Origin of the sequence: Kibdelosporangium persicum (genome assembly GCF_013280595.1) — a bacterium.
GTDB lineage: Bacteria > Actinomycetota > Actinomycetes > Mycobacteriales > Pseudonocardiaceae > Kibdelosporangium > Kibdelosporangium persicum.
Map to the genome: position 1 here is coordinate 184,419 of NZ_JAAATY010000015.1, position 23,887 is coordinate 208,305.

The window sequence follows — 23,887 nt, forward strand, 5'->3', positions numbered from 1 at the left end:
TGGATCGCACACCTTACTCACGGTGTCGTCGGACGCCAGGTCGACAGCCGCAACCGGCGTGATGGCCTTCCTGCTCGGGACTCGTGAGTGGAAAACCGTGTTCTAACCCCGATAACCACTCACGAGCCCTGAGCTGGGGAAGGGCTAGGACTCGTGGGCGAACCGGCCGGCTAAGGTCGAGTAGAGCTTGCGCGCCGTGGCTTCGGACAGCCCGTTGAGCAACAGTTCGGTCTGCTCGTCGGTCAGGTCGACCTGAGTCGCGTCCCTCCCGATGGCGGCCAGCAACGTGGCCTGGTCGGTCGTCAGGCTCCCCGCCATCGAATCCAGTTTGGCGTTGGTGACGGCCGTGTTGTTCGCGGCGATCCAGGCGGCGTAGTTGGTCCACATCACCCAGTCCCGGGCCTGGATCGTGGTGACTTTGCCGTCCGGGGCGGTGAACGTGAGGTTCTCGGTCCAGGACAAGTCGTCCTCCTCGGTGATCGCGGTGATCGGTGGCCCCGCCGCCAGCGAGTTGATCAGTCCGATGGCGGCGTACGCGTGCTGCCCCGGGCAGCTGGTGGCCTTCACGTCCCGGTGGCCGCCGTTGAGCCGCGCGTGCCTGATCCAGCCGTGGCGTTGGGCTTCCTGCAATACCCATGCCGCAGCCTGGATCTGGGCGTTGGTGGGACGCTGCACGTCGTAGTTGCCGATGAAACAGATCGCCCGGGCGATCGAGTTGCGGCCGCCGGTGTGCGCGCCGAGCCTGCCGACGGAATGGCCTTCGAAGATCAGCCCGGATGGCGTGATCGCCCATGTGTAGGAGATGCCTCTGCCGAACCGTTGCTCGCCGACGGCCTCCAGTGCGCGGACCGCCGCGTAGTCGTCGTCGAACGGCGCCACCACGTCGGGTGCGATCGTGACCGAGTGGTGCAGCCACATCTCCGACGCGGGCAGCGGGGCCGAGCCGCTGCCGTTGTCGTGTGCCGCGCCCCATTCTCCGCGAAGGATGATGCGCGGTGTTCTGGCCATGCTTCACCTCGCTGATCGTCGACCAGTCGGTTACCCGCGGCAGGCGTTGCTCTAAAACACGTATCGGCCGGTCCGCCGGTTCACTTGACCGGATTACCCCAGTTGGCCGTACGCCCCCTCGTGAGTGTTTATCAGGGTTAGAACACCGATAAACACTCACGAGGAGTCGCGGCCAGGGACGTGTGCCGCGCGGGGATCGTCGGCCGCGCGCGGGCACACTGTCACCCATGGCCGACCACAACGAGGCGATCCGCGCTCAGTTCCGGATCCAGGCCGCGACCTTCGACGACACCGGGTTCGCGGTGGCCGGGCTCGACTGGATCGTCACCGGGCTCGAACCGTCACCGACGGACATGGTGCTCGACGTCGCCGCGGGTGCCGCGCACGTGGGCCGCGCGCTGGCTCCGCACGTGGCCCACGTGAGCGCCCTCGACCTCACGCCCGAGATGCTGCACCAGGGACAACGCCTGGCCGTCGGCGCGGGGCTGCGCAACATCGCCTTCCTGACCGGTGACGCGGTCGCGCTGCCGTGGCTGGACGGCCAGTTCGACCTCACCGTGTGCCGGCTGGCCCTGCATCAGGTCGCCGATCCCGGGGCGGTCGTGCGCGAAATGGTCAGGGTGACCCGGCCGGGCGGGCGGATCGGCGTGATCGACCTGACAGCGGTGGACGATCCGGCTGCTGCCGCCGAGGCCGACCGGATTGAGCGCCTCCGTGACCCGAGCCACGCGACAACCCTGACGGCGCAACAGATTCACGACCTGCTTGGCCGATCCGGCGCTGAGGTCACGTCGGTGACGGCGCACGATCAACCTGTTGAGGTCGAAGACTGGATGGAACGCACACGCACCGAACCGGTTGTCCGCGACGTCATCCGGGCACGCTTCGACGAGGAGTTGCGCGGCGGGCGGCCCAGCGGCCTGCGTCCGTTCCGCGACGACACCGATGCGCTCTGGCTGACCCACACCTGGACCATGACTGTCGGGCGCAAGACATCGGACGGATCACCGGCGTGAGACGATGACCCGTCATGGGGAGGTCTCAGACGCGGGCCGTTGTCCTCGGCGTCGTCTGCGTGGGGTTGCTCGGCGTCGTGACGAATGTCGCCACGGGTGCGTTGCCTGAATCGTGGAATCCGTACTTGTGGATCGCGTGGCCACTGCTCCTGGTGGTGCTCGGCGTGCTCGTGACGATGGAGATCAGGCGGGTTCGTCCCGAACAGAACCACCTGCACTCCAGTCCCCGGTCTCGGGAGTTGTTGATCGACCGGGTGCGGCGCTACTGGATCCGTGGCGTTCTGGACGGATCGCTCTACCAGAAGGCCCGCATCGAACTGGGGCTTCAGCTGAGGATCGACGCGCCGCATCCCTGGCAGGCCCTGGTGGCGCGACCCGGAAGTACCGCACGGGCCGTTCCGCCGGGAACGAGCGTCACCACCGTCTTCGACGAACTCGACCAGCTCATGCTGATCCGTGGCGCGCCCGGTGCCGGCAAGACCACGATGCTGCTGGAGCTGGTTCGCGACCTCCTGCAACGCGCGACTGACGACGCCCGGCATCCGATCCCGGTGGTGCTGCCCTTGTCGACGTGGGCACTGACCCGTGAGCCGCTGGGCGAGTGGATCGTGCGCGAACTGGCCGGGCAGTATGAGATCCCCCGCGCGGACGTGGTCCAGTGGCTGGCGACCGACCAGGTGATGCCGATGCTGGACGGGCTGGACGAGGTCGCGGCCGAACACCAGGACGCGTGCGTCGAGGCGATCAACAAGTTCCGGGCGGACCGTGGGACCACGCGGCTGGTCGTGACGTGTCGCAGTGAGGACTACGAGCGGATGAAGCGGCCGCTTCGGACGTACGGCACGCTCACCATCCAGCCGCTGACTCGTGACCAGGTGCGGGAGTTCCTGGAGACGACCGGCCCGCAGCTGGCGGCCGTGCGGCTGGCGCTGAGCCAGGATCCCGTGCTGTGGGAGCTGCTCGAATCGCCGTTGAACCTGAGCATCATGGTGCTGGCGTACGGCGGCGTGAAGGAAGGCAGCATCCAGACCGGCGGCACGGTGGCCGAACAGCGTGAACGGATGCTGGCGACATACGTGCGAACCATGCTGCGCCGTCGTTCCCACGTCAGGTTCCGGCCTCGGCGGACCGCGCGGCGGATGGCCTACCTCGCCGCACAGCTCAGCGGAAACGACCAGACCGTGTTCACGTTCGACCAGTTCAACGAGTTCAGCGTGCCGTTCAGGGGAGCCCCGCTCGGTACGGCCGGTTCGCTCCTGCTGCTCGCCGGTGCCCCGCTGGCCGGGGCCGGCTATCTGACGCTGGGTTTCCCGGGCCTCGTGCTGGGTGCCGCGGCGGCCCTCGCGTTCGCCCTCGGCGCCGGGCTCGAACTGATCGACAAGATCGACGCGTTCTGGTTCAGGGACCCCTCGAAGCTCAGCGAGATGTCTCATCTGCTGTCCGGGAGGTTCTCCAGCGACGACGTGTTCTCGTACCACGAGATGCGTGGGATAACGGCCATTGTGGCTGGTGCGGGCAGCGGGCTTCTGTTCGGGTTGAGCCGTGAACTGGACATATGGGCGACTGCGGCCTACGGGCTCAGCGTGGCGGTCGCCGTGGTGATCGTCGGCTGGGTCTGTGAGGGCTTCACCATGGGCCTGATCTATCTGCAGTCGCGGGACACCCATCATGAGCTACCCACCTCACGGGCACGTACCATCGCGAGGCGAGGTCTGGTCATCGCGCTGGGAGTCGCCGTGCTTGCCGCACTGGTGCCGACGATCCTCGTGGGGCTGACGGAAGACCTGGCCGCGGGAGTGACCTATGGCGGGTTGTTGGCCGTGTGCGCGGGCGTGTACACGTTCCTGTGGCTCGGCGGGTATCTGATCGCCGAACAGGTGGTCATCCGGGTGATGTTGCATCTGTCCAAGGTGTTCCCCTTGCCCGGCCGGCCCTTCCTGCACTACGCGACCCAGTGCTTGTTCCTGCGCCGCGTCGGTGACTCGTACATGTTCCACCACCTGTCCCTGCAGGAGTACTTCGCCGGCATGTGGCCGAGCCAGCACCAGATGCGTGACATGGTCGACGAGAGGCTGCCAGGGCTCTGATCGAGTTGCGTGGATCACGCCCCGGGTATCGGAAGCAACGTTACGGGGTACTCGCGCATCTGTATCCATGGGGAAAGACGGAGATCATCGGGATTGGGGTTTCGTGTGGCCGCCTCTCAGGCGAAGGCGTTGGGCAAGTTGCTGGCGTTGTGTGTCACGGCAGGAGTGGTTCTGGCGGCCATCCTCTTCCCGTACGTGGGCGGGATAGGAGTCGCCGCGAACCGGGTGAGTGACACGATCGCGGCCGTGCCCGCGGATCTGGTGACCGCCCAGCTGCCGTTGGGCAGCACGATCCTCGACCGCAACGGCAACCCGATCGCGTACCTGTACGACCAGGACCGCGAGATCGCCAAGCCGGAGGAGATCTCGCCGTACATGCGCAACGCGATCGTCGGCATCGAGGACCACCGGTTCTACCAGCACAACGGCGTCGACGCGCAGCGCAGTCTCAAGGCGGTCGGCGGCTTCGTCGCCGGTGAGTCCGCGGGCGGCGGGTCGACGCTCACCCAGCAGTACGTGAAGAACTACCTCGGGTACGTCGTCGCGCGCGACGAGGCGGGCCGCAAGGAGGCCATGGCGCACAGCCCCGCGCGCAAGATCCGGGAGGCCAAGCTGGCGCTCGAGGTCGAGCGGCTGATGGGCAAGGACGACATCCTGGTCCGGTACCTCAACCTGGTTCCCTTCGGCGGCAACGTGTTCGGCGTCAAGGCGGCGGCACGCACGTACTTCGGCACCACGCCGGACAAGCTGACGCTCGCGCAGGCCGCGTTCCTCGCCGGCCTGGTCAACAAGCCGAGCTCGCTGCTGAAGGACCCGAAGGAAGCGCTCAAGCGGCGCAACCTGGTGATCGACCGGATGCTGGAGACCGGCTTCCTGCCGGAGGGCCCGCAGGCGGCCGAGGCGGCCAAGAAGGAACCGCTCGGCATAGCCCAGCCGCTCAACACCCGGCCCAACGACTGCGGCAACCTCGACGGCGGCACCACCACCGGGTTCTTCTGCGGGTACGTGCTGGACTACCTGGCCAAGGCCGGGGTGTCCAAGGACGACCTCAAGCGGGGCGGGTACGTCATCAGGACCACGATGGACCCGGTCGCGACCGAGGCCGCGAAGCGCGCGGCGGAGAACCAGGTTCCCAAGGACACCAAGGGAATCGCCAACGTGATGGCGGTCGTCGAGCCGGGCGCCGGCAAGCACCCCGTGCGGGCGCTGGCGGCCAACCGGGACTTCGGTATCGACGCGTCCAAGGGCCAGACCGCCTACCGGCTGCCCAGCACGATCACCCGGTTCGGCGCGGGCTCGATCTACAAGATCTTCACCGCGGCCGCCGCGCTCGACCACGGCATCGGCGTCAACGAACAGATCGACGTGCCCGCGTCGCACACGTCGAGCATCTACAAGAACGGCAACAGGCCCTACACGGTCACCAACGACAGCGAGGGCGGCGGCGGCAAGATGACGCTGCAGGACGCGCTCGCGCACTCGCCGAACACCGGCTTCGTGATCCTCGAGGAACGCGCCGGGCTGGACAAGGTCGTCGACATGTCGGTCCGGCTGGGCCTGCGGGAGAGCATGAAGTCGGTCAACCGCGGCGGGGAGAAGCCGGACCCGGACGCCAAGGACCCGTCGCTGCGAATCAGCCAGGAGCAGTGGGTCAAGGACGGCAAGATCGGCTCGTTCACCCTGGGCGTCACCGTGACCAGCGTGCTCGAACTGGCCAACGTCGGCGCGACGATCGTCGGCGACGGCAAGTGGTGCCCGCCGAGCCCGATCGAGCAGGTCCTCGACCGGGACGGCAAGCCGGTCGCGATCAACGAGGCGCCCTGCGACCAGGCTGTCGAGCCTGGCCTGGCACGCAGCCTCGCGCAGGGCATGGCCAAGGACACGACCGAGGGCACAGCGGCGCAGGCGGCGCGCAACGTGAACTGGGACCGTCAGATGATCGGCAAGACCGGCACCACCCAGATCCACCAGTCGGCGGGTTTTGTCGGCGCCACCCCGGGGCTGTCGGGCGCCGTGCTGACGTTCAGCGACAGCGACACCCCGAGGCCGATCTGTGACGGTGACCGGCCGTTCCTCTGCAAGACCGGCAACATCTACGGCGGCAAGGTGCCCGCACGGACCTGGTTCGAGGCGATGAAACCGCTGCACAAGGACATCCCGCCGACCCCGCTGCCGCCGGCCGACCCGAAGTACCTCAACTAGGCGGACCGGCCCAGATCAGGTGCCGGACCTGGGGGTTGTCGACGGCCAGGTCCCGTGCCGCCTGCTGAACCGTGGCGTCTACGGCAGTGCCTCGTTCGAGGTGCTGCCGTAGATGCTCCTGCCAGGTCGCGAGCACGAACGTCTCCAGGTACAGCTCCGGGTCCGCCGAGTCGCGGAACAGACCCCACATGGACGCGCCGGTACGCCTGCGGGACCGCCCGACCCGTTGCATCGCCTCGACGAACGCCGCCGAGTTCTCCTCGTCCACCCGCCATTCCAGCGTGACGAGAACAGGCCCGTCGTCGCTGTCCGGGCCCTCGGGCGGCTCGTCCCAGACCGCGGCAGGCGTCACGTCGAGTTGCCGTTCGGTCAAGGGCAGCTTGACGACCGCGTACAGGGCGATCAAAGCCATCAGGGCTGCGGGGACCACCATCGCCCAGCGCAGATCCAGCAGGTCGGCGATCGCGCCCCAGACGATGGCGCCGATGGCCTGGCCGCCCATCAGCATGAGCTGGTAGTACGCCAACGCACGGGCCCGCGTCCACGCAGGCAGCAGCACCTGCGCCGTGGCGTTGAGCGTGGACAGTACGGCGATCCAGCCCGCACCGGCCATGAGCATCGCCAGGATGGCCAGCGTGATGGACGTCGTGATCCCGCCGATGGCCGTTGCCGCCGCGTAGGCACACGAGGCGATGGTGATCACGACGTTCTTGCCCAGGGTCCGCAGCAACCGGGGCACGAGGAACGCGCCGCCGATCGCTCCGGCGCCCACGCTGCCGAGCAGGGCCCCGTAGCCGCCGGCGCCCAGCCCCAGTGGGCCACGGGCGATCGCGGGCAGCAGCGCCCACAGCGCGCTGCCGAAGAGGACAAAGAGGACACACCGCACCAGGACCCGGGAGAACAGCGGTGAGCTGCGGACGTACCGCGCGCCGCTGCGTACCGCGGTGAGGACGTGTTCCGCTCCGAGTGGACGGTGGTCAGGCGGGCGCCGCCAGAACCCGAGCACCAGCAGCACACCGACGAACGACACCGTGTTGAACGCGAAGGTCGCCTCCGGGCCGGCCGCCGCGATCAACGCACCGCCGAGCGCGGGACCGATCGCCCGGCCGACGTTCATGTTCACCCCGTTGAGCAACGCGGCCTGCGGGATCTCCTCCCGTGGCACGAGTTCCGGCTGGATCGCCTGGAACGACGGCATCGACGCGGCCTGGCCGACCCCCATCAGCGCGATCAACGCCAGCAGGACGTTCGGCGTGGTCACGTCCCTCGCGGTGAGCACCATCAACAGGCCCGCACCGGCCAGCATCAGTGCCTGGCCGAACATCAGCACCTTGCGCCGGTCCAGGATGTCGCCCAGCGCGCCCGACGGCACGACCAGCAGGAACACCGGCAGGGTGGTGGCCGCCTGGACCAACGCGACCTGCAGCGCGGTACCGCCGAGGTCACCCATCAGCCACTGCGCGCCGACGGTCTGCGCCCACGTGCCGATGTTCGACGCGAACTGGGCGATCCACAGCGCACGGAAGGCGTTCCGGCGCATGGGCGCCCACGGGGACGAAGCGGTCATGGCCTGAATCTTGCCCCGCGCGCCTCATATTCACTCGGCCCGCCACGATCGCGGGGCTAACCTGAGCCTTTCACCCGACCCGACCGAGCGGAGCGGTAATCCGGATGAACGTCCCAGAACGACCGTCGTTGGACGGCCTGGCCGAGAAGTGGGCAGCACGGTGGGAGGACACCGGGCTGTACAGGTTCGACGCCCCTGGGGATCGTTCCGTCGTATTCTCCATCGACACGCCACCGCCGACGGTCAGCGGGTCGTTGCATGTCGGGCACGTGTTCTCCTACACGCACACGGACATCATCGCCCGGTACCAACGGATGCGGGGCAAGCACGTTTTCTACCCGATGGGGTGGGACGACAACGGCCTGCCGACCGAACGCCGGGTGCAGAACTACTTCGGCGTGCGCTGTGAACCGTCGCTGCCGTATGACCCGTCGTTCCAGCCGCCCGAGCCGGGGTCGAAGAAGGTCGTCGACGTGTCCCGGCGCAATTTCGTGGAGCTGTGCGAACGGCTCACGATCGAGGACGAGAAAGCGTTCGAGAACCTGTGGCGGCGGCTCGGGCTGTCGGTCGACTGGTCGATGACGTACACCACGATCGGCCGTCGCTCGCAGCGCGTGTCCCAGCGGGCGTTCCTGCGTCAGCTGCGCGCCGGTGAGGTGTACCAGGCCGAAGCGCCGACGTTGTGGGACGTCGGTTTCCGGACCGCGGTGGCGCAGGCGGAGCTGGAGGACCGTGATCATCCCGGTGCGTGGCACCGGATCGCGTTCCACACGCCGGCGGGGCCGAAGGTCTTCATCGAGACCACCCGGCCGGAGTTGCTGCCCGCGTGTGTCGCCCTGATCGCGCATCCCGACGACGAGCGGTACCAGCCGTTGTTCGGCACCACGGTGACTTCGCCGGTGTTCGGTGTGGAGATTCCCGTCCTGGCACACCAGGCCGCGGAACAGGAGCGCGGTGCGGGCATCGCGATGTGTTGCACGTTCGGCGATCTGACCGACGTGCGGTGGTGGCGTGAGCTGAACCTGCCCACCCGGACGATCATCGGCCGGGACGGCCGGGTCCTGCCGGACGCGCCTGAGGGCGTCGATGCCGAGGCGTACCAGCGGATCGCCGGGGCGACCGTCCACACGGCACGCGAACGGGTGGTGGCCATGCTGCGGGAGTCCGGTGATCTCGACGGACAACCGCGGCCGATCGTCCGCCCGGTGAAGTTCTACGAGAAGGGCGACAAGCCGCTCGAGATAGTCGCGAGCAAGCAGTGGTTCATCCGGTCGGTCGCGCACCAGGAGGTGTTGCTGCGCCGCGGGGAGGAGCTGCGGTGGCACCCGCCGCACCTGAAAGTCCGGTACGACGACTGGGTCCGTGGCCTCAACGGCGACTGGTTGATCTCCCGGCAGCGCTACTTCGGCGTGCCTTTCCCGGTCTGGTACGCGGTGGACCAGAACGGCGAACCCGGTGAGCTGATCCTGCCGCGCGAGGAGACGTTGCCCGTCGACCCGTCCTCGGACGTGCCGGACGGCTACACCGCGGACCAGCGTGGCAGGCCCGGCGGGTTCGTCGGCGAGACCGACGTGATGGACACGTGGGCGACCTCGTCGCTCACCCCGCAGATCGTCTGCGGCTGGGACGAAGATCCTTCGCTGTACGCCCAGACGTATCCGATGGATCTGCGGCCGCAGGGCCACGACATCATCCGGACCTGGCTGTTCGCCACGATCCTGCGGGCCGAGCTGGACTCGCACACGCTGCCGTGGCGGCACACGGCGCTGTCCGGCTGGATCCTCGACCCGGATCGCAAGAAGATGAGCAAGTCCAAGGGCAACGTGGTGACCCCGATGGGCCTGCTCGACCAGTACAGCCCGGACGCGGTCCGGTACTGGGCGGCCAGCGGCAGGCCCGGCACGGACACCGCGTTCGACCAGGGCCAGATGAAGATCGGCCGCCGGCTGGCGACGAAGTTGGTGAACGCGGCCAAGTTCGTGCTCGGCTTCCCCGAGCCGTCGGCGGGCGCGAGCGTCACCGATCCACTGGACCTGGCGATGCTCGCGGTGCTGGACGACGTGGTCGGTCAGGCAACGGAGGCGCTTGAGGCGTTCGAGTACACGACCGCGTTGGAGCGGACCGAACGGTTCTTCTGGCAGTTCTGCGACGACTACCTCGAACTGGTCAAGCAGCGCGCGTACGGCGACGTCAGCGAGGGCAGTCCGGAGTCCGCGCGGCTCGCGTTGCGCACCGCGCTGGACACCATCATCCGGCTGCTCGCGCCGTTCCTGCCTTACAGTGCCGAGGAAACGTGGTCGTGGTGGCACACGGATTCCGTGCACACCGCCGCATGGCCGGTCGTTCGTGGCTCCTCGGCTGACGGCGTCGCGCTGGACCTGGCCAGTTCGGTGATCACGGCCGTCCGGCGGGAGAAGTCGGCCGCGAAACTGTCCATGCGGGCCGCGGTGCACGCCGTTCGTGTGCACGTTCCGGCCGATCAGCTCGAAGTGCTCAGGGCGATCGGCCCGGACCTGCGTGCGGCGGGCAACATCGCGTCGCTGGACGTCCAGCCGTCCGGCGAGCTACGCGTCGACGTGACTCTGGCTTAGGACTTCGCGGGCGACGAGCACGCCGCCGACGAACGCCACCGGCATCACGATGATCGCCAGCAGCGGGATGGCGCAGAGCAGTGACGCGGGCAGCCCGAGCCCCAGCGTGAGCATCCGGCGCTTACGCATGTGGGCACGGCGCTGCCGCAGCGCCATCCCGCGCCGGTAGAACGGCACCGCGACCAGTTCGAGCGCGAGGAACCACGCGGCCACCATCGCCATCAGCACCGGCACCACGAACTGCCCGACGACCGGGATGAAGCCCGCGACGAACAGCGGGATCGTGTACAGCAACGACCAGAGCACCAGGATGATGCCGTCCCGGATGCCCATGCCCAGCAGCCGCCACCACGGCAGGTCCACCGCGTCCGGCACGCCGCCGAGGTCGTCCTCCACCTTCTCGGCGATGTACTCGTAGAACGGCGCGCCGATGGCCAGCGTCAAGGCCGAGAACCCGATCAGCCCGATGGTCACGGCCGCGGCGAACAGCGCGACGCCCGCGGCGATCCGGATCGTGGTCTGCCAGCCCGCCGACCAGTCGTCGGCGAACGGCGTGACCCAGGTGGCGAGGTCGTCGATCCACGTCACCAGCGCGATCATCCCGCCGAGCAACAGCAGCGTGGTCAGTACCGCCGGAATGGCCCCGAGCAGCAGCAGTTTCGGCCGCCGCAGCAGAATGCCCAGCCCTTGTCCGAACATCCGGACGCCCTTGAGGAAATCGCGCACCGGGTATTTCTATCAGCGACCCGATTGCCCGATTTGGGCGGAGCATCCGCTCGGCCGTGCGGCGCCGCCGGCCGGCGAGAAGACGACAGCTGTCTGGAGTCGCCCGCGTGGGGAGACTACCTTCGGGCGCAGTCGCTTCAGCGGAGTGTGGTCGATGAGGACATGCGGTGCCGGGGGCGGCTCAGTCGGTGCGCATGCCGCGCCACACCAGGTCGAACAGCTGATCGGTCTCGTTCTGCCAGTCGCCGTCGGGATCGAGGAACATCACGCCGCCCAGCGCGCGCAGCACTGTTTCCGGGTCGAGGTGGGCGCGGATTTCGCCGGCCTCCACATTGGCGTCGAGCAACGTCGACACAGTGCTGAGGATCGCCTCGTACGACTTGGCGGCCACGCCTTCGTACGCGGTGCGGGAGGCGGCCTGCAGGGCCGAGGCGAGACCGTGCTTGGTCATCATGTACCTGGCCAGGTGACCGGTCCACGTGCGGAATGCCTGGTGGGGCGGTTTGTCACGCAGCAGCGCGTGCGCCCGGTCGACGAGCGTGCGGACCTCGCTCTGGTACACCGCCAGGACCAGCGATTCCGGGGTGGGGAAGTGCCGGTACACCGTGCCGACGCCGACTTCGGCCTTCTTGGCGATGGCGTTGTACGACACCTCTCCGGTGCAGGTGAGTGACTCCTTGGCCGCCGCGATGATGCGCTCGTTGTTGCGCCGGGTGTCCGCGCGCCGGGGGCTCACGGATCCCGTGGTCATCGTTCCTCCCCTGGAGTGTCGGTCGAGTGGGGCTCACCCACTGTCTGAAATGTAGTGCACGACCGGCCAGACCTGCAGTGACTCCAGCTCGTTGCCAAGCGGATAAAAATCCGGTAGCGTCGGTTGAAACGGATATCTATCCGGTTCCCACCACACTATCTCTCCGGGGCCAAGAGTGGACATCTCCCTCGAAATCAATGGCAGGACCGAACAACTGAGCATCGATCCCGGCGTGACCCTGCTGGACGCGTTACGGGAGCGCCTCGGGATCACCGGTCCCAAGAAGGGCTGCGACCGTGGCCAGTGCGGTGCGTGCACGGTGCATGTCGACGGTCGGCCCGTCCTTTCGTGCCTCACGTTGGCCGCGACGGTGAAGCGGCCGGTCACGACGGTCGACGGGCTGGCGGACGGCGAGACCCTGCACCCCGTCCAGCAGGCGTTCGTCGACCAGGACGCGCTGCAGTGCGGGTTCTGCACGTCCGGCCAGATCATGTCGGCGGTCGCCGCGGTGCGCGACGACGTCGAGGACGTCCGGGAGTTCATGTCCGGCAACATCTGCCGGTGCGCGGCCTATCCGAACATCGTCGCGGCCGTCGAGCAGGCAAGGCGGGCCGATGCGACCGTTTGAGCTCACCGCGCCCGAATCAGTGGCCGACGCCGTGGCGTCACCGGGGACCTTCCTGGCGGGCGGGACCACGCTCGTCGACCTGATGAAGCTCAATGTCATGACGCCCCAGCGGGTTCTGGACATCAACGCGCTGCCGCTGCGTGGCATCGACACCAGCGACGGCCTGCGGATCGGCGCGCTGGAACGGATGAGCGACATCGCCGCACATCCCGGCGTGTACCCGGTCATCTCCCGCGCCTTGCTGCAGAGCGCGTCGCAGCAGTTGCGCAACATGGCCAGCATCGGCGGAAACCTGTTGCAGCGCACCAGGTGCGGCTACTTCCGTGACGTCAACATGCCGTGCAACAAGCGGCAGCCCGGCAGCGGATGCTCAGCCATCAACGGGGTCAACCGGATGCACGCGATCCTGGGCACGAGCGATTCCTGCGTGGCGACGCACGCCAGTGACGTGGCCGTCGCCTTCGTCGCGCTGGACGCGGAGATCACGCTGGCCGGCGCCTCCGGCACGCGCACGGTCAAGCTCGACGACTTCTACCGCGTGCCGGGCGACACGCCCGACGTCGAGAACGACCTGCGGCCCGGTGAGCTGATCACCGAGGTCGTGGTTCCGAGGCTGGACTGGGCGCGGCGTTCCACCTACGTGAAGGTGCGGGACCGGCAGTCGTACGAGTTCGCGCTGGCTTCCGCCGCGGTCGCCCTGGACATCCAGGACGGACAGATCGCCGATGCCCGGGTGGCCGCCGGCGGCGTGGCGACCAAGCCGTGGCGGCTGACCGCCGTCGAGGAGGCGTTGCGCGGCAGGCCCGCGACCACGCAGTCCTTCGAAGATGCCGCGTCGGTCGCGGCCGACGGAGCCAAGCCGTTGTCCCACAACAGCTTCAAGCCTGCCTTGCTGAGGCGGACGGTGGTCCGCGCGCTGATCGAGGGGAGTCGTTGATGACCAGCAGGCTGGACGGTCCGCTCAAGGTCACCGGCGGGGCGAAGTACGGCGCCGACAACCTGCTGCCCGGCATGGTGCACGGCTACGTCGTGGTGAGCACGACCGCCCACGGCGAGATCACGGCCATGGACGTCACCGCGGCCAAGGGCGCTCCGGGCGTGATCGCGGTGTACTCGCCGTTCGACTCGCTCGAAATGCGCCCGGCCGAGACGCCGCTCTTCGGCACCACATGGGTTCCCTTGCAGGACAGGGAGGTCACGTACTACGGCCAGCCGATCGGCCTGGTCGTCGCCGAGACGTACGAGCAGGCACGGGACGCGGCGATGCTGATCGAGGTCTCCTACCAGGAGCGGCCTGCCGTGACCTCGTTCGAGAACGGCATCCCGACCGCGGAGATCGCGCCGGCGCCCAGGCCCGGGGTCGAGGCCGAGATCACCGTCCTCGCGGACGGCGTCGAGTCCATCGAGGACGCTCTGGCGGCCAGCCCGGTCGTGGTCGAGGCCACGTACTCGACCGCCACGCAGAACCACGCCGCGATGGAGCCGCATTCGGCGGTGGCGGAGTGGACCGCGGACGGGCTGATCGTCTACAGCGGCAATCAGGCCGCCTACATCCAGGCGGCGGAGCTGGCCAGTGCGCTGGAGATCGACGTGGAGTCGGTGCGCTGCGTGAACCCGTACGTCGGCGGGGCGTTCGGCGGCAAGGGCCGGACCTCGGTCACCGCGTTCCTGGCCGCGGCCGCGGCCCGAGCGCTCGACCGGCCGGTGAAGGTGGTGCTGACCAGGGAGCAGGTCTTCACCGCGACCGCGACCCGGCCGGCCACGCTGCAGAAGATCGCGCTCGGCGCGGCCGAGGACGGCACGCTGACGGCGATCCGGCACGACTCGTGGTCCAGCACGGCGATGGACCGGTCGTTCGTCGAACCGACCTCGCACGGCACGTCCCGTGAGTGGTACGCCACCCCGAACCTGGCCGTCAGCCAGCGGATGGTGCCGCTGAACGTCCCGCCGGTGACGTACATGCGGGCGCCGGGGGAGGCCCCGGGGTCGTTCGCGCTGGAAAGCGCGATGGACGAGCTGGCGATCGCGCTGAACATGGACCCGATCGAGCTGCGCCTGCGCAACAACTCGACCGCGCCGCCCGGCCACGACCTGCTGTGGTCGAGCAAGCACCTCGACGAGTGCTATCGCATCGGAGCCGACCGGTTCGGCTGGGCCGAGCGTTCCCCGGACGGGCGCGCGGACGGCGACTGGCTGGTCGGCATGGGCACCGCGACGGCGATGTTCCCGGCCATCCGGTTCCCGGCGACGGTCCGGGTCACGCTGCGGGATGACGACACCGCCGAGGTCGGGACCGCTGGTGCGGACCCGGGCACCGGCCTGTGGACGGTGATGTCGCTGGTGGGCGCGGAATCGCTGGACATCGCGCAGGACCGCGTCATACCGTTGCTCGGCGACTCGGCCCTGCCGCCGGGTGGCCTGTCCGGCGGGTCGACCGCGACGGCGAGTGTGGGTTCGGCGATCATGGCCGCCGCGACGCAGGTGATCGACGACCTGACCGCGCTGGCCTCGTCCGCCGGCGCGCCCTTCGAAGCGCTCGAAGTGTCCTACGAGGACGGTCGGGTGCTCGCCGGCGGACGGTCGATGAGTTTCGGCGAGTTGTTGCGGGCGACCGGGAACACGACGATCTCGGCGACCGCCACGTCCGCGCCCGGCGAGGAGCTGACCAAGCACTCGTTCAGCTCGTTCGGTGCCCAGTTCGTCGAGGTCCGGGTGCACAAGTGGACGCGTGAGGCCCGGGTGTCCCGCATGCTCGGCGTCTTCGACGCGGGCCGGATCATCAACGAGAAGACCGCCCGCAGCCAGATCATGGGCGGCATGATCTGGGGCGTGTCGGCGGCCCTGCACGAAGGCCTGGAGATCGAGGCGAACGGCAGGTTCGCCAACGCCGACCTGGCCAACTACCTCGTCCCGGTGAACGCGGACATCCCGGCCGTGGATGTCCACTTCGTCCAGTACCCGGACACGCTGCACAACCCGGTCGGTGCCAAGGGGCTCGGCGAGATCGGCACGGTCGGCATGGCGGCGGCGGTGGCCAACGCGATCCACAACGCCACCGGCATCCGCGTGCGGCACATCCCGATCGTGATCGAGGACCTCATCGACTGACGTTCTCGATGCGGCTGAACAACGTCATCCTGGCCGTCGCCGCTGCGGCGGCCGGGATGACGTCCCAGGCGAAGAGGCTCGTCGTCTGTCCTAATCGGTCACTCTCCGGAAGAACGCCCGGACGTCCGCGGCGAACAGGCCCGGCTGTTCGAACGCCGCGAAGTGCCCGCCCTTCGCCGGTTCGTTCCAGTACCGGATGTCGGTGAACCGCTTCTCGGCCCAGCGCCGCGACGGCCGTTGGATCTCCTTCGGGAACACCGAACACCCGGCGGGCACGTCCAGCGTGGCGTCCACCTCGCCGGAGATCCACTCGTCCACCTGCCGGATGCTCTCCCAGTACAGCCGGGCGGACGACGCACCGGTCCGCGTCAGCCAGTAGAACATCAGGTTGTCCAGCAGTTCGTCGCGGCTCAACGCGTTCTCCGGGTGGCCGTCGCAGTCGGTCCACGACCAGAACTTCTCGATGATCCACGCGCACAACAGCGCCGGTGAGTCCACCAAGCCGTAGCCGATGGTCTGCGGGCGGGTCGCGTGCAGCCTGGAATAGCCGGACTCCCACTCGGCGGCGTGCTCCAGCGTTGCCAGCGCGGCCCGTTCGCGGTCGGTCAGCGAGCCGAACGTGGCCGGATCGGGCGGCGCGAGCGGCGGAACCAGGTGCATCCCGATGAGCGATTCCGGATGCAGCCGGGCGATCTCGGTCGAGACGCTCGTTCCCCAGTCACCGCCCGACGCGCCGAACCGGCCGTACCCGAGTCGTCGCATGAGGACGGTCCAGGCGCCGGCGATCCGGCCGATGCCCCAGCCGGGCTGCTCGGGCCGGTCGCTGAAGCCGAATCCCGGCAGCGTGGGGCACACCACGTGAAAGGCGTCCCTCGGATCGGCCGGGTTGGTCAACAGGTCGATCACCTTGAGGAACTCGATGATCGAGCCGGGCCAGCCGTGTGTGAGGACCAGGGGCGTCGCGTCCGGCTCGGGCGAGCGGACGTGCAGGAGGTGAATGCCGAGACCGTCGATTTCGGTGCGGTACTGCGGTATCGCGTTCAGCCGGGCCTCGGTCGCACGCCAGTCGTACTCCTCGGCCCAGTACTCGCACAGTTCGCGTACGTAGTCCAACGGCACGCCCTGCGACCAGTCGTCGACCGTCTCACGCTCCGGCCACCGCGTCGAACGCAGCCTGGCACGCAGGTCGTCCAGTTCTTCCTGAGGGACGTCGATCCGGAACGGCTCCATCACCGCACCATAAGGCCGTCGATCCCGGACCCGCTCACCCCCGTGCTTCCTGGACGATGAACTCGTAGGTGATCGCGCGGCCAAGGGTGGTCATGCCTGCCGCCAGTTCACGGGAGAACTGGTCTCCGGCGGGTAATGCGTGCCCGAGCCATGCCTCGGCCCGCTTCAGATGCCCCAGGACGGCGCCGGACGACAACCCGTGCGCCACGGCGCCGTGCACGAGCGGTGTCAGCTCGCGCATCAGGAACGTGGGGATGACGTGCACGCCGCTGAGCCGCACCACCGCCCACAGCGAGATCGTCTCGCCGAAGCGTTTGGGCAGCCGCAGGTCCAGCGCCATGTGCCAGCCGGTCTCCAAGGCCCAGGCGGTGGCGTCCGGCCCGGCGAAGACGGTGGTGCCGGCGGCGAGCCGGTGGGCGGGCGGCGCCGCCGGATCTCTCGGCCGCAGGCCCGTCAGCAACGGGGTGCCGACTGACCAGTCGGGCAGCGTGGACGTCAAGGCAGTACCTCCGAGCAGTGGCGGACCCGCGTGCCGTCGGCATGGGGTGTGCGGAGCGCGGCTGCCTGTTGTTTGTTATCGGTGTTTACAGGCGACCGGTGAACCCGGTCAAGCGACATGCATGAAGCTGCTCGGGGAAGGCGCCGTCCATGCGGCACCTCTCGGCCGGGGCGGGGAGGTGGTGTGTCCGGTCTGTGCCGTCTAGAAACGCCTGCCGGTGACGAACCCGGCCAGTTCCCGCAGTTCGTCCCGCACGTCGTCCGGGATCGCCGCGGCCCCGAGGTTCTTCTCGGCCGCGGCGATCTGCCTGGCGGCTTCGTCCTGCGCCCAGTCCCGGCCGCCCAGCCGCTCCACCAGCCCGGCGACGTGGTGCACCTCCCCCTCGGTCAACGGGTCCGGCCGCAGGTACAGCGACCTCAGTTCCGCCGAGCCGGGTGCGGTCAGTGCGGCCACGACCGGCAGCGAGTTCTTCCGGGCCCGCAGGTCGGCCCCGGCCTGCTTGCCGGTGCGGGCCGGGTCGCCCCAGATCCCCAGCAGGTCGTCGATCAGCTGGAACGCCAGTCCGATGTGCTCGCCGAAATCGTTCAGACGCTGAACCAAGTCGGCCGGGGCGCCGACCAGGCTCGCACCGAGCGAGCAGGCACACGCCAGCAGCGCGCCGGTCTTGTTGCGAGCCATCCGCACACACTCCGGCAGCGTCACGTCTCCGCGCCGCTCGAAGCGGACGTCCGAGGCCTGTCCGCTGATCATCCGCTGGGTCGCCGCCATCAACGACTTCGCCGCGGGTGCGGCACCGGCCGCACGGCTGTCGAGCAGGACCGTGGTGGCCGCCGTCAGCAGCGCGTCACCGGCGAGGATCGCCTGCGGAACGCCGAACAGCGTCCACGCCGTCGCCCGTCCACGGCGGGTCCGGTCGCCGTCCATGATGTCGTCGTGCAGCAGCGAGAAGTTGTGCACGAACTCGATCGCCACACCCGCCGCGACACCGTCCGCCGCGGTGGCGCCGGCGGCCTGCGCCGACAGCAGAGCCAGGGCGGGACGCAGCAGCTTGCCGCCCCGGGCCTCGGCCGGCCTGCCGGACGCGTCGGTCCAGCCGTGGTGGTAGCGGGCCACGGCCGCGATCTCGGGGCACAGGTACTTGTCGACGGCCGCACGCAGGGCAGGGCTCACCGTGGTGACGGCTGTGTCGAGGGTCGAGGGCAGTGTCATGGTCAGGAGGATCGTACCTCCGTCCCGAGGTCCACAGTGGACGACCAGACCCCCTGCTCAGCCCTCGTGAGTGTTTATCAGGGTTAGAACACCGATAAACACTCACGAGGGGGAGGGGGCTACTTGGTGGCCAGCCAGTCCTCGAAGCGGGTCTCGGCGAGGCGTGCGCCGGGACCGGGCAGCAGCGAGTCGTGCTTGAGCACGGAGCCCCAGTACGGCGCCTGCGGGTCGGTGATGACCTCGCGGGGATCGCCGAAGTGCGCCAGGCCCTTGCGGACCAGGTCGTCCATTCCGAACACCTCCGGCCCGCCGACCTCGACCGGGCCGTTCGCCGGCTCGGCCACCGCGACCTTGGCGATCGCCGCCGAGACGTCCGCGGCGGCCATCGGCTGGATGCCCGCGTTCGTCACCCGGATCGCCGGACCGTCGGCGACCGAGGTGTCGGCGATGGTCTTGACGAACTCGAAGAACTGGGTGGCGTGCACGATCGAGTACGGCAGACCCGACTCCTTGATCAGGTTCTGCTGCGCGACCTTGGCACGGAAGTAGCTGTTGTCCGGCAGCCTGTCCGTGCCGACGACCGACAGGGCGACGTAGTGGCCCACTCCGGCGTCGGCCGCGGCCGCGAGCAGGTTCGTGGTCGAGGTCGTGAAGAACTTCAGCACCGCGTCCGGCTCGAACGACGGCGAGTTCGTCACGTCGACGACCGCCTGGGCGTCCCGCAGGACCTCCTTCAGGCCTTCCCCGGTGAGGGTGTTGACGCCCGTGTTCGGTGACGCGGGCACAGCCTCGTGGCCGTGCTCGGTCAGCTTCTCGACGACCTTCGACCCGATCAGGCCGGTTCCGCCGATGACGACGATCTTCATGGTGCACCTTTCACTGTGCTTCAGGCCGGGCACCAGCTAGGACAAGGCCGCTGCCCGAACTGTGACAGGTCAGGCCGAGATCGCGTCGAGTTTGGCCGGGTTGAGCATCCAGAACACCCGGTCGATACCTTCGTCCGACGCCGACACCGTGACGGCGGCGAACGCCACACCGTCCTTGCGCAGCACGACCGCGGCCTGGCCGTTGGCCTCCACCGGCGCGATGTCGACACCCTCCCAGAACCGGCCGGCGAACGCCCGGATGTACTTGGCCACGCGCTCCCTGCCGAGCACCGGGATCTTCGTGGCACGCGCCACGCCGCCGCCGTCGGAGTAGCTCACGACGTCCGCGGCGAACAGTTCTTCCAACGCGGCCAGGTCGCCGGTCTTCGCCGCGGTCACGAACGCGTCCAGCAGCCGCCGCTGTTGCTGCGAGCTGACCGGCGCCTTGCGCTCCGCGGCCAGGTGCTTGCGGGCCCGGCTGACCAGCTGGCGGGCCGCGACCTCGCTGACCTGGACGATCTCCGCGATCTGCGAGTACGGGTAGTCGAACGCCTCCCGCAGCACGTACGCGGCACGTTCGGTCGGCGGCAGCTTCTCGAGCAGGAGCAGCACGGCGACCTCGAGCGCGGCGTTGCGCTCGGCGCCCAGTGCCGGGTCGGCGGAGGTGTCGACCGGCTCGGGCAGCCACGGACCGACGTACGTCTCGTGCTTGACCCGTGCGGTCTGGCCGGCGTTGATCGCCAGCCGGGTGGTCACCGTGGCCAGGAAGGCCGCCGGGTTCTCCACCTTGGTGTGGTCGTAGTTCTGCCACCGCAGCCAGACGTCCTGCAACAGGTCCTCAGCGTCCAGCGCACTGCCGAGCATGCGGTAGGCGATGCCGAACAGGCGGGGCCGCACCTCGGCGAAGACCTCCACGGCGTGATCAATGGCCACAGAGCCACTTTAGGTGATGCCACCCCCGTGACCCGGTGCACATCGCGGGCCCTGGCCGTAACCTCCACGGCGGGCTCGCGATACCCAACCCGACCGGACCGGCTCGGCGGACCGCACCACCCGCTGACCGGACCGGCGATCTTGGGTAGGCTGGGAAAGCGGTTTCCACCTAGTACGGAGGTCGGGCGTGGGGTCACAGGTCACCCTCGCGCAGGTTGCCGAGCGGGCCGGGGTGTCGTTGGCGACGGCGTCCAGGGTCGTGAACGGCAGTGAGCGGGTGGTGGGTGCCCGGTTCCGGGAACGGGTGCTGGCCGCCGCCGAGGAGCTCGGCTACACGGCGAACACCTTCGCCCAGGCGGTCGCGCGAGGCCGCAGCGACGTGGTCGGCCTGGTCGTCCCGGACATCCAGGACCCGTACTTCTCCGTGATCGCGGCGGCGGCGATGGCCGTGGTCGAGCCGAGCGGCGAGATGATGCTGGGCACGACCCTGCGGCGGCAGGAACAGGAACTGCGCTACGTCAGCACGATGCGGGCGCGCCAGGCGCGGGCCGTGATCATGGTGGGCAGCCGGACCACGGACAACACGCACACCAGGCAGCTCGCCGAGGCGATCGCCGAGTTCGTGGCGGGCGGTGGCCGGGCTGTCGTGATCGGCCAGGACAAGCTGGGTGCCGACACGGTCCTGCCGCTCAACCGCGCCGGCGCCAAGGACCTCGCGCTGGCGCTGGTCGACCAGGGACACCGGTCCTTCGGCATCCTGGCAGGCCCGAGCACGCTGCTCACGGCGAAGGACCGGGTCGACGGATTCATCGACGGCCTGGCCAGGCGAGGCAGGCGGCCGAGTGTCATCCTGCACAGCGACTTCACCAGGGACGGCGGCTACCAGGCCATGTCCCAGCTGCTGGACCGCAGGACGACGCCCGGGTGCGTGTTCGCGGTGAACGACGTGATGGCGATCGGCGCGATGGCGGCGGTGCGGGAGCGCGGTGTGAAGATCGCCGTCGCGGGCTTCGACGACATCCCCACGCTCCGGGATGTGGCGCCGTCGCTGACCACGGTCCGGCTGCCGCTGGAGGACATGGGCAGGATGGCCGCGTCCATGGCGATGGACGAACCCGGCGAGCGCCGCCGGGTCATCCGCGTCAAGGGCGAGGTCATCCTGCGGGACAGCACTACGCTCGTGCGAAACGCATAGCGCCGTCGTCGATCTTGCCGTAGCGCAGGGTGACGACATCGTGGGCGTAGCTCATACCGAGTTTCCACGGTGCACGCGAACCGGCCTTGGGGAACTCGTGGATCGCGCGCAACACGTACCCGGCCTGGAAGTCGAGCAAGGGCTGCTCGGTGACGGACGGGTCGTCGTTGGTCGGCACGCACCGCGTGTAGCCGTTGCGATACATGTGTCGCAGCAGCCGGACGGTGTATTCGCTGACCAGATCGGCCTTGAGCGTCCATGAGGCATTGGTGTAGCCGACCGTGAACACGAGGTTCGGCACGCCACTGAGCATCATGCCCTTGTAGGCCATGGTCTCCGGCAGTTTGACGTCGTTGCCGTCGATGATGAGCCGCATGCCGCCGAACGCCAGCAGCCGCAGTCCGGTCGCGGCGACCACGACGTCCGCGTCCAGCGTCGCGCCGGATTCCAGGCGCAGCCCGGACGGCGTGAACTCCTTGATGTGGTCGGTGACCACGGACGCGCGCCCGCGCCGGATCACCCGGAAGATGTCGCCGTCCGGCGCCAGGCACAGACGCTGGTCCCACGGCTGGTAGCGCGGGTTGAAGTGGGTGTCGACGTCGTAGCCACGCGGCAGTTGCTTCTGGACGGCCTTGCGCAGCAGGGATTTCATCACGCCAGGGCGGCGACGGCTCAGTTGGTAGAGCAGCGTGGCAAGCGCGACGTTCTTCCACCGTGTGATCGCGTACGCCCGGCCGTCGCCGAGCAGCCGCCGCAGGCGGTTGGCGATCTTGTCCTCACCGGGCATCGAGGCGATGTACGTGGGGGAGCGTTGCAGCATCGTCACGTGCCCGGCATCGGCCGCCAAGGCGGGCACGAGCGTCACGGCGGTCGCGCCACTGCCGATCACGACGACCTTCTTGCCCGCGTAGTCCAGGTCCTGCGGCCAGTGCTGCGGGTGCACGACCGTGCCGCCGAACTTCTCGATTCCGGGGAACTCCGGCATGTGCCCGGCGTCGTAGTCGTAGTAGCCCGTGCACAGGTACAAGAAGGACGCTGTGATCCGCACGGGCTTGCCTTTGTGTTCCGCGGTCACCGTCCACCTCGAATCCTGAGTGGACCATGAGGCCTGTACGACCTTGTGCCCGAAGCGGATGGCGCGCTCGATCCCGGCATCTTCGGCGGTCCGCCGGATGTACGAGAGGATCGACGGTCCGTCCGCGATGGACTTCGCCTGCGTCCACGGACGGAACCGGTAGCCGAGGGTGTGCATGTCCGAATCGGACCGCACACCGGGATAGCGGAACAGGTCCCAGGTACCGCCGATGGCGTCGCGGGCCTCCAGGACCGCGAACGTCCGGCGCGGGAAGGCCGACTGGATGTGGTGCGCCGCACCGATACCGGACAGGCCGGCACCGACGATCAGCACGTCGACATGACCGGTCACTTCGACTCCTTCCGCCGCGACCGGGACGACTGCAGCCGTGCCATCACGGAGTAGTAATGCGTGGGTGCGATCCGGGCGAGCGCGTCGAACACGTACGCGTCCGGGCCGACGAGAATCCGTGCCTTGCCGCGCTCGACGCCGCGATGGATGATCTCGGCGGCCTTGTCCGGTGAGGTCATCGTGATCGCCGCGAAGTCGGCGGCGATCTGCTCCTTGGTCCGGCCGCGGCCGTCCGGGTCCTTGCGGAAGCGGCCGTTGCGCACGATGTTCGTGTTGATCCCGCCGGGATGCACGTTCACCGCGCGCACGCCCGTGCCACGAAGTTCCTGACGCAGCGAGTCGGTGAACCCGCGCACGGCGAACTTCGCGGCGCAGTACGCACTCTGGTTCGGCATGCCGACCAGGCCGAACACACTGGAGGTGTTCACGATGACGCCTTCGTCCTGTGCCACCAGGATCGGCAGGAACGCGCGCGTGCCGTTGACGACGCCGTGGAAGTTGATGCTGTGCAGCCACTCGTCGTCCTCGGGCACCGCGTCGAGCACGCTGCTGGAGATCGCCACGCCGGCGTTGTTGAACACCGCGGCGAGCGGGCCAGGCAGCCACTCACGCACCTCGTCGGCGAACCGGTACTGGTCGGCGGCGTCGCTCACGTCGAGCACACGGGTGAGCACCATGCCCGACAGTGAGGCCGCGGTCTTCTCCAGCTCGGTCTCGTTGATGTCGGCGATGGCCACCGGCGAACCCAGCCGGGACAGCCGCTGCGCGAGGCTGCGGCCGATGCCGGACGCCGCACCGGTGATCATCACCGGGCGGCCGGTCAGCTCAGGAAGTGGGCGCATCGG

General features: G+C 68.8%; 19 protein-coding genes. 8 read left to right on the forward strand and 11 right to left on the reverse strand.

Features of this window, described 5'->3' with window-relative positions; all coding sequences use genetic code 11:
* Positions 1 to 144: 144 nt before the first annotated feature.
* On the reverse strand, positions 145 to 1,008 hold the full coding sequence (locus tag GC106_RS25885; RefSeq protein WP_173135862.1) for a peptidoglycan recognition protein family protein: 864 nt from the start codon (positions 1,006 to 1,008) through the stop codon (positions 145 to 147).
* Positions 1,009 to 1,235: 227 nt separating this feature from the next.
* On the opposite strand from GC106_RS25885, the gene GC106_RS25890 reads away from it, so the two are divergent.
* The 3 genes from GC106_RS25890 (at position 1,236) to GC106_RS25900 (ending at position 6,313) form a co-directional block, all read left to right on the forward strand.
* A complete protein-coding gene (locus GC106_RS25890) occupies positions 1,236 to 2,024 on the forward strand; it encodes a class I SAM-dependent methyltransferase (RefSeq protein ID WP_173135864.1) in 789 nt (262 codons plus the stop codon).
* Between the two features lie 14 nt (positions 2,025 to 2,038).
* Positions 2,039 to 4,111, forward strand: a complete 2,073-nt coding sequence (locus GC106_RS25895; protein WP_173135866.1) for an NACHT domain-containing protein — start codon at positions 2,039 to 2,041, stop codon at positions 4,109 to 4,111.
* 105 nt (positions 4,112 to 4,216) lie between these two features.
* Positions 4,217 to 6,313: a transglycosylase domain-containing protein gene (locus GC106_RS25900; protein ID WP_312872846.1), complete on the forward strand. Its 2,097-nt coding sequence runs from the start codon at positions 4,217 to 4,219 to the stop codon at positions 6,311 to 6,313.
* On the opposite strand, the gene GC106_RS25905 is transcribed toward GC106_RS25900, so the two are convergent.
* Positions 6,306 to 7,880 (reverse strand): MFS transporter, encoded by a 1,575-nt coding sequence (locus tag GC106_RS25905; RefSeq protein ID WP_173135868.1) that lies wholly within the window; start codon positions 7,878 to 7,880, stop codon positions 6,306 to 6,308. The genes GC106_RS25900 and GC106_RS25905 overlap by 8 nt on opposite strands.
* Before the next feature lie 104 nt (positions 7,881 to 7,984).
* Here GC106_RS25905 and valS point away from each other — a divergent pair, with 104 nt between their 5' ends.
* Entirely contained in the window at positions 7,985 to 10,471 is a 2,487-nt protein-coding gene (valS, locus tag GC106_RS25910; protein WP_173135870.1) for a valine--tRNA ligase, read from the forward strand.
* On the opposite strand, the gene GC106_RS25915 is transcribed toward valS, so the two are convergent.
* On the reverse strand, positions 10,445 to 11,197 hold the full coding sequence (locus GC106_RS25915) for an EI24 domain-containing protein (RefSeq protein WP_173135872.1): 753 nt from the start codon (positions 11,195 to 11,197) through the stop codon (positions 10,445 to 10,447). The genes valS and GC106_RS25915 overlap by 27 nt on opposite strands.
* 181 nt (positions 11,198 to 11,378) lie before the next feature.
* On the reverse strand, positions 11,379 to 11,948 hold the full coding sequence (locus GC106_RS25920; protein ID WP_173135874.1) for a TetR/AcrR family transcriptional regulator: 570 nt from the start codon (positions 11,946 to 11,948) through the stop codon (positions 11,379 to 11,381).
* A 175-nt stretch (positions 11,949 to 12,123) separates the two neighbouring features.
* On the opposite strand from GC106_RS25920, the gene GC106_RS25925 reads away from it, so the two are divergent.
* From GC106_RS25925 to GC106_RS25935, 3 genes are read left to right on the forward strand one after another with little or no spacing between them, the layout of a single operon-like run.
* Positions 12,124 to 12,576, forward strand: coding sequence for a (2Fe-2S)-binding protein (locus GC106_RS25925; RefSeq protein ID WP_173135876.1), 453 nt, complete (start codon positions 12,124 to 12,126; stop codon positions 12,574 to 12,576).
* A complete protein-coding gene (locus GC106_RS25930; RefSeq protein WP_173135878.1) occupies positions 12,563 to 13,513 on the forward strand; it encodes an FAD binding domain-containing protein in 951 nt (316 codons plus the stop codon). Before GC106_RS25925 ends, GC106_RS25930 begins: the two co-directional genes overlap by 14 nt.
* Positions 13,513 to 15,684, forward strand: a complete 2,172-nt coding sequence (locus GC106_RS25935; protein ID WP_173135879.1) for a xanthine dehydrogenase family protein molybdopterin-binding subunit — start codon at positions 13,513 to 13,515, stop codon at positions 15,682 to 15,684. Before GC106_RS25930 ends, GC106_RS25935 begins: the two co-directional genes overlap by 1 nt.
* Positions 15,685 to 15,774: 90 nt before the next feature.
* Here GC106_RS25935 and GC106_RS25940 read toward each other — a convergent pair whose 3' ends face one another.
* The 5 genes from GC106_RS25940 to GC106_RS25960 form a co-directional block, all read right to left on the reverse strand.
* On the reverse strand, positions 15,775 to 16,914 hold the full coding sequence (locus GC106_RS25940; protein WP_173135881.1) for an epoxide hydrolase family protein: 1,140 nt from the start codon (positions 16,912 to 16,914) through the stop codon (positions 15,775 to 15,777).
* A gap of 34 nt (positions 16,915 to 16,948) precedes the next feature.
* Positions 16,949 to 17,413 (reverse strand): hypothetical protein, encoded by a 465-nt coding sequence (locus tag GC106_RS25945; protein ID WP_173135883.1) that lies wholly within the window; start codon positions 17,411 to 17,413, stop codon positions 16,949 to 16,951.
* 201 nt (positions 17,414 to 17,614) lie between these two features.
* A complete protein-coding gene (locus GC106_RS25950) occupies positions 17,615 to 18,622 on the reverse strand; it encodes a polyprenyl synthetase family protein (RefSeq protein ID WP_173135885.1) in 1,008 nt (335 codons plus the stop codon).
* 119 nt (positions 18,623 to 18,741) lie between these two features.
* Positions 18,742 to 19,488, reverse strand: coding sequence for an SDR family oxidoreductase (locus GC106_RS25955; protein WP_173135887.1), 747 nt, complete (start codon positions 19,486 to 19,488; stop codon positions 18,742 to 18,744).
* A 69-nt stretch (positions 19,489 to 19,557) separates the two neighbouring features.
* Positions 19,558 to 20,421 (reverse strand): RNA polymerase sigma-70 factor, encoded by an 864-nt coding sequence (locus GC106_RS25960; protein ID WP_173135888.1) that lies wholly within the window; start codon positions 20,419 to 20,421, stop codon positions 19,558 to 19,560.
* 187 nt (positions 20,422 to 20,608) lie between these two features.
* On the opposite strand from GC106_RS25960, the gene GC106_RS25965 reads away from it, so the two are divergent.
* Positions 20,609 to 21,616 (forward strand): LacI family DNA-binding transcriptional regulator, encoded by a 1,008-nt coding sequence (locus GC106_RS25965; RefSeq protein WP_173135891.1) that lies wholly within the window; start codon positions 20,609 to 20,611, stop codon positions 21,614 to 21,616.
* On the opposite strand, the gene GC106_RS25970 is transcribed toward GC106_RS25965, so the two are convergent.
* Positions 21,594 to 23,042 carry a flavin-containing monooxygenase gene (locus GC106_RS25970; RefSeq protein ID WP_173135892.1) on the reverse strand — a complete coding sequence of 483 codons (1,449 nt, stop codon included), beginning with the start codon at positions 23,040 to 23,042 and terminating at the stop codon, positions 21,594 to 21,596. The two genes, GC106_RS25965 and GC106_RS25970, sit on opposite strands and share 23 nt — an antisense overlap.
* Positions 23,039 to 23,884: an SDR family NAD(P)-dependent oxidoreductase gene (locus GC106_RS25975; protein ID WP_173135894.1), complete on the reverse strand. Its 846-nt coding sequence runs from the start codon at positions 23,882 to 23,884 to the stop codon at positions 23,039 to 23,041. Before GC106_RS25975 ends, GC106_RS25970 begins: the two co-directional genes overlap by 4 nt.
* Between the last annotated feature and the right edge of the window lie 3 nt (positions 23,885 to 23,887).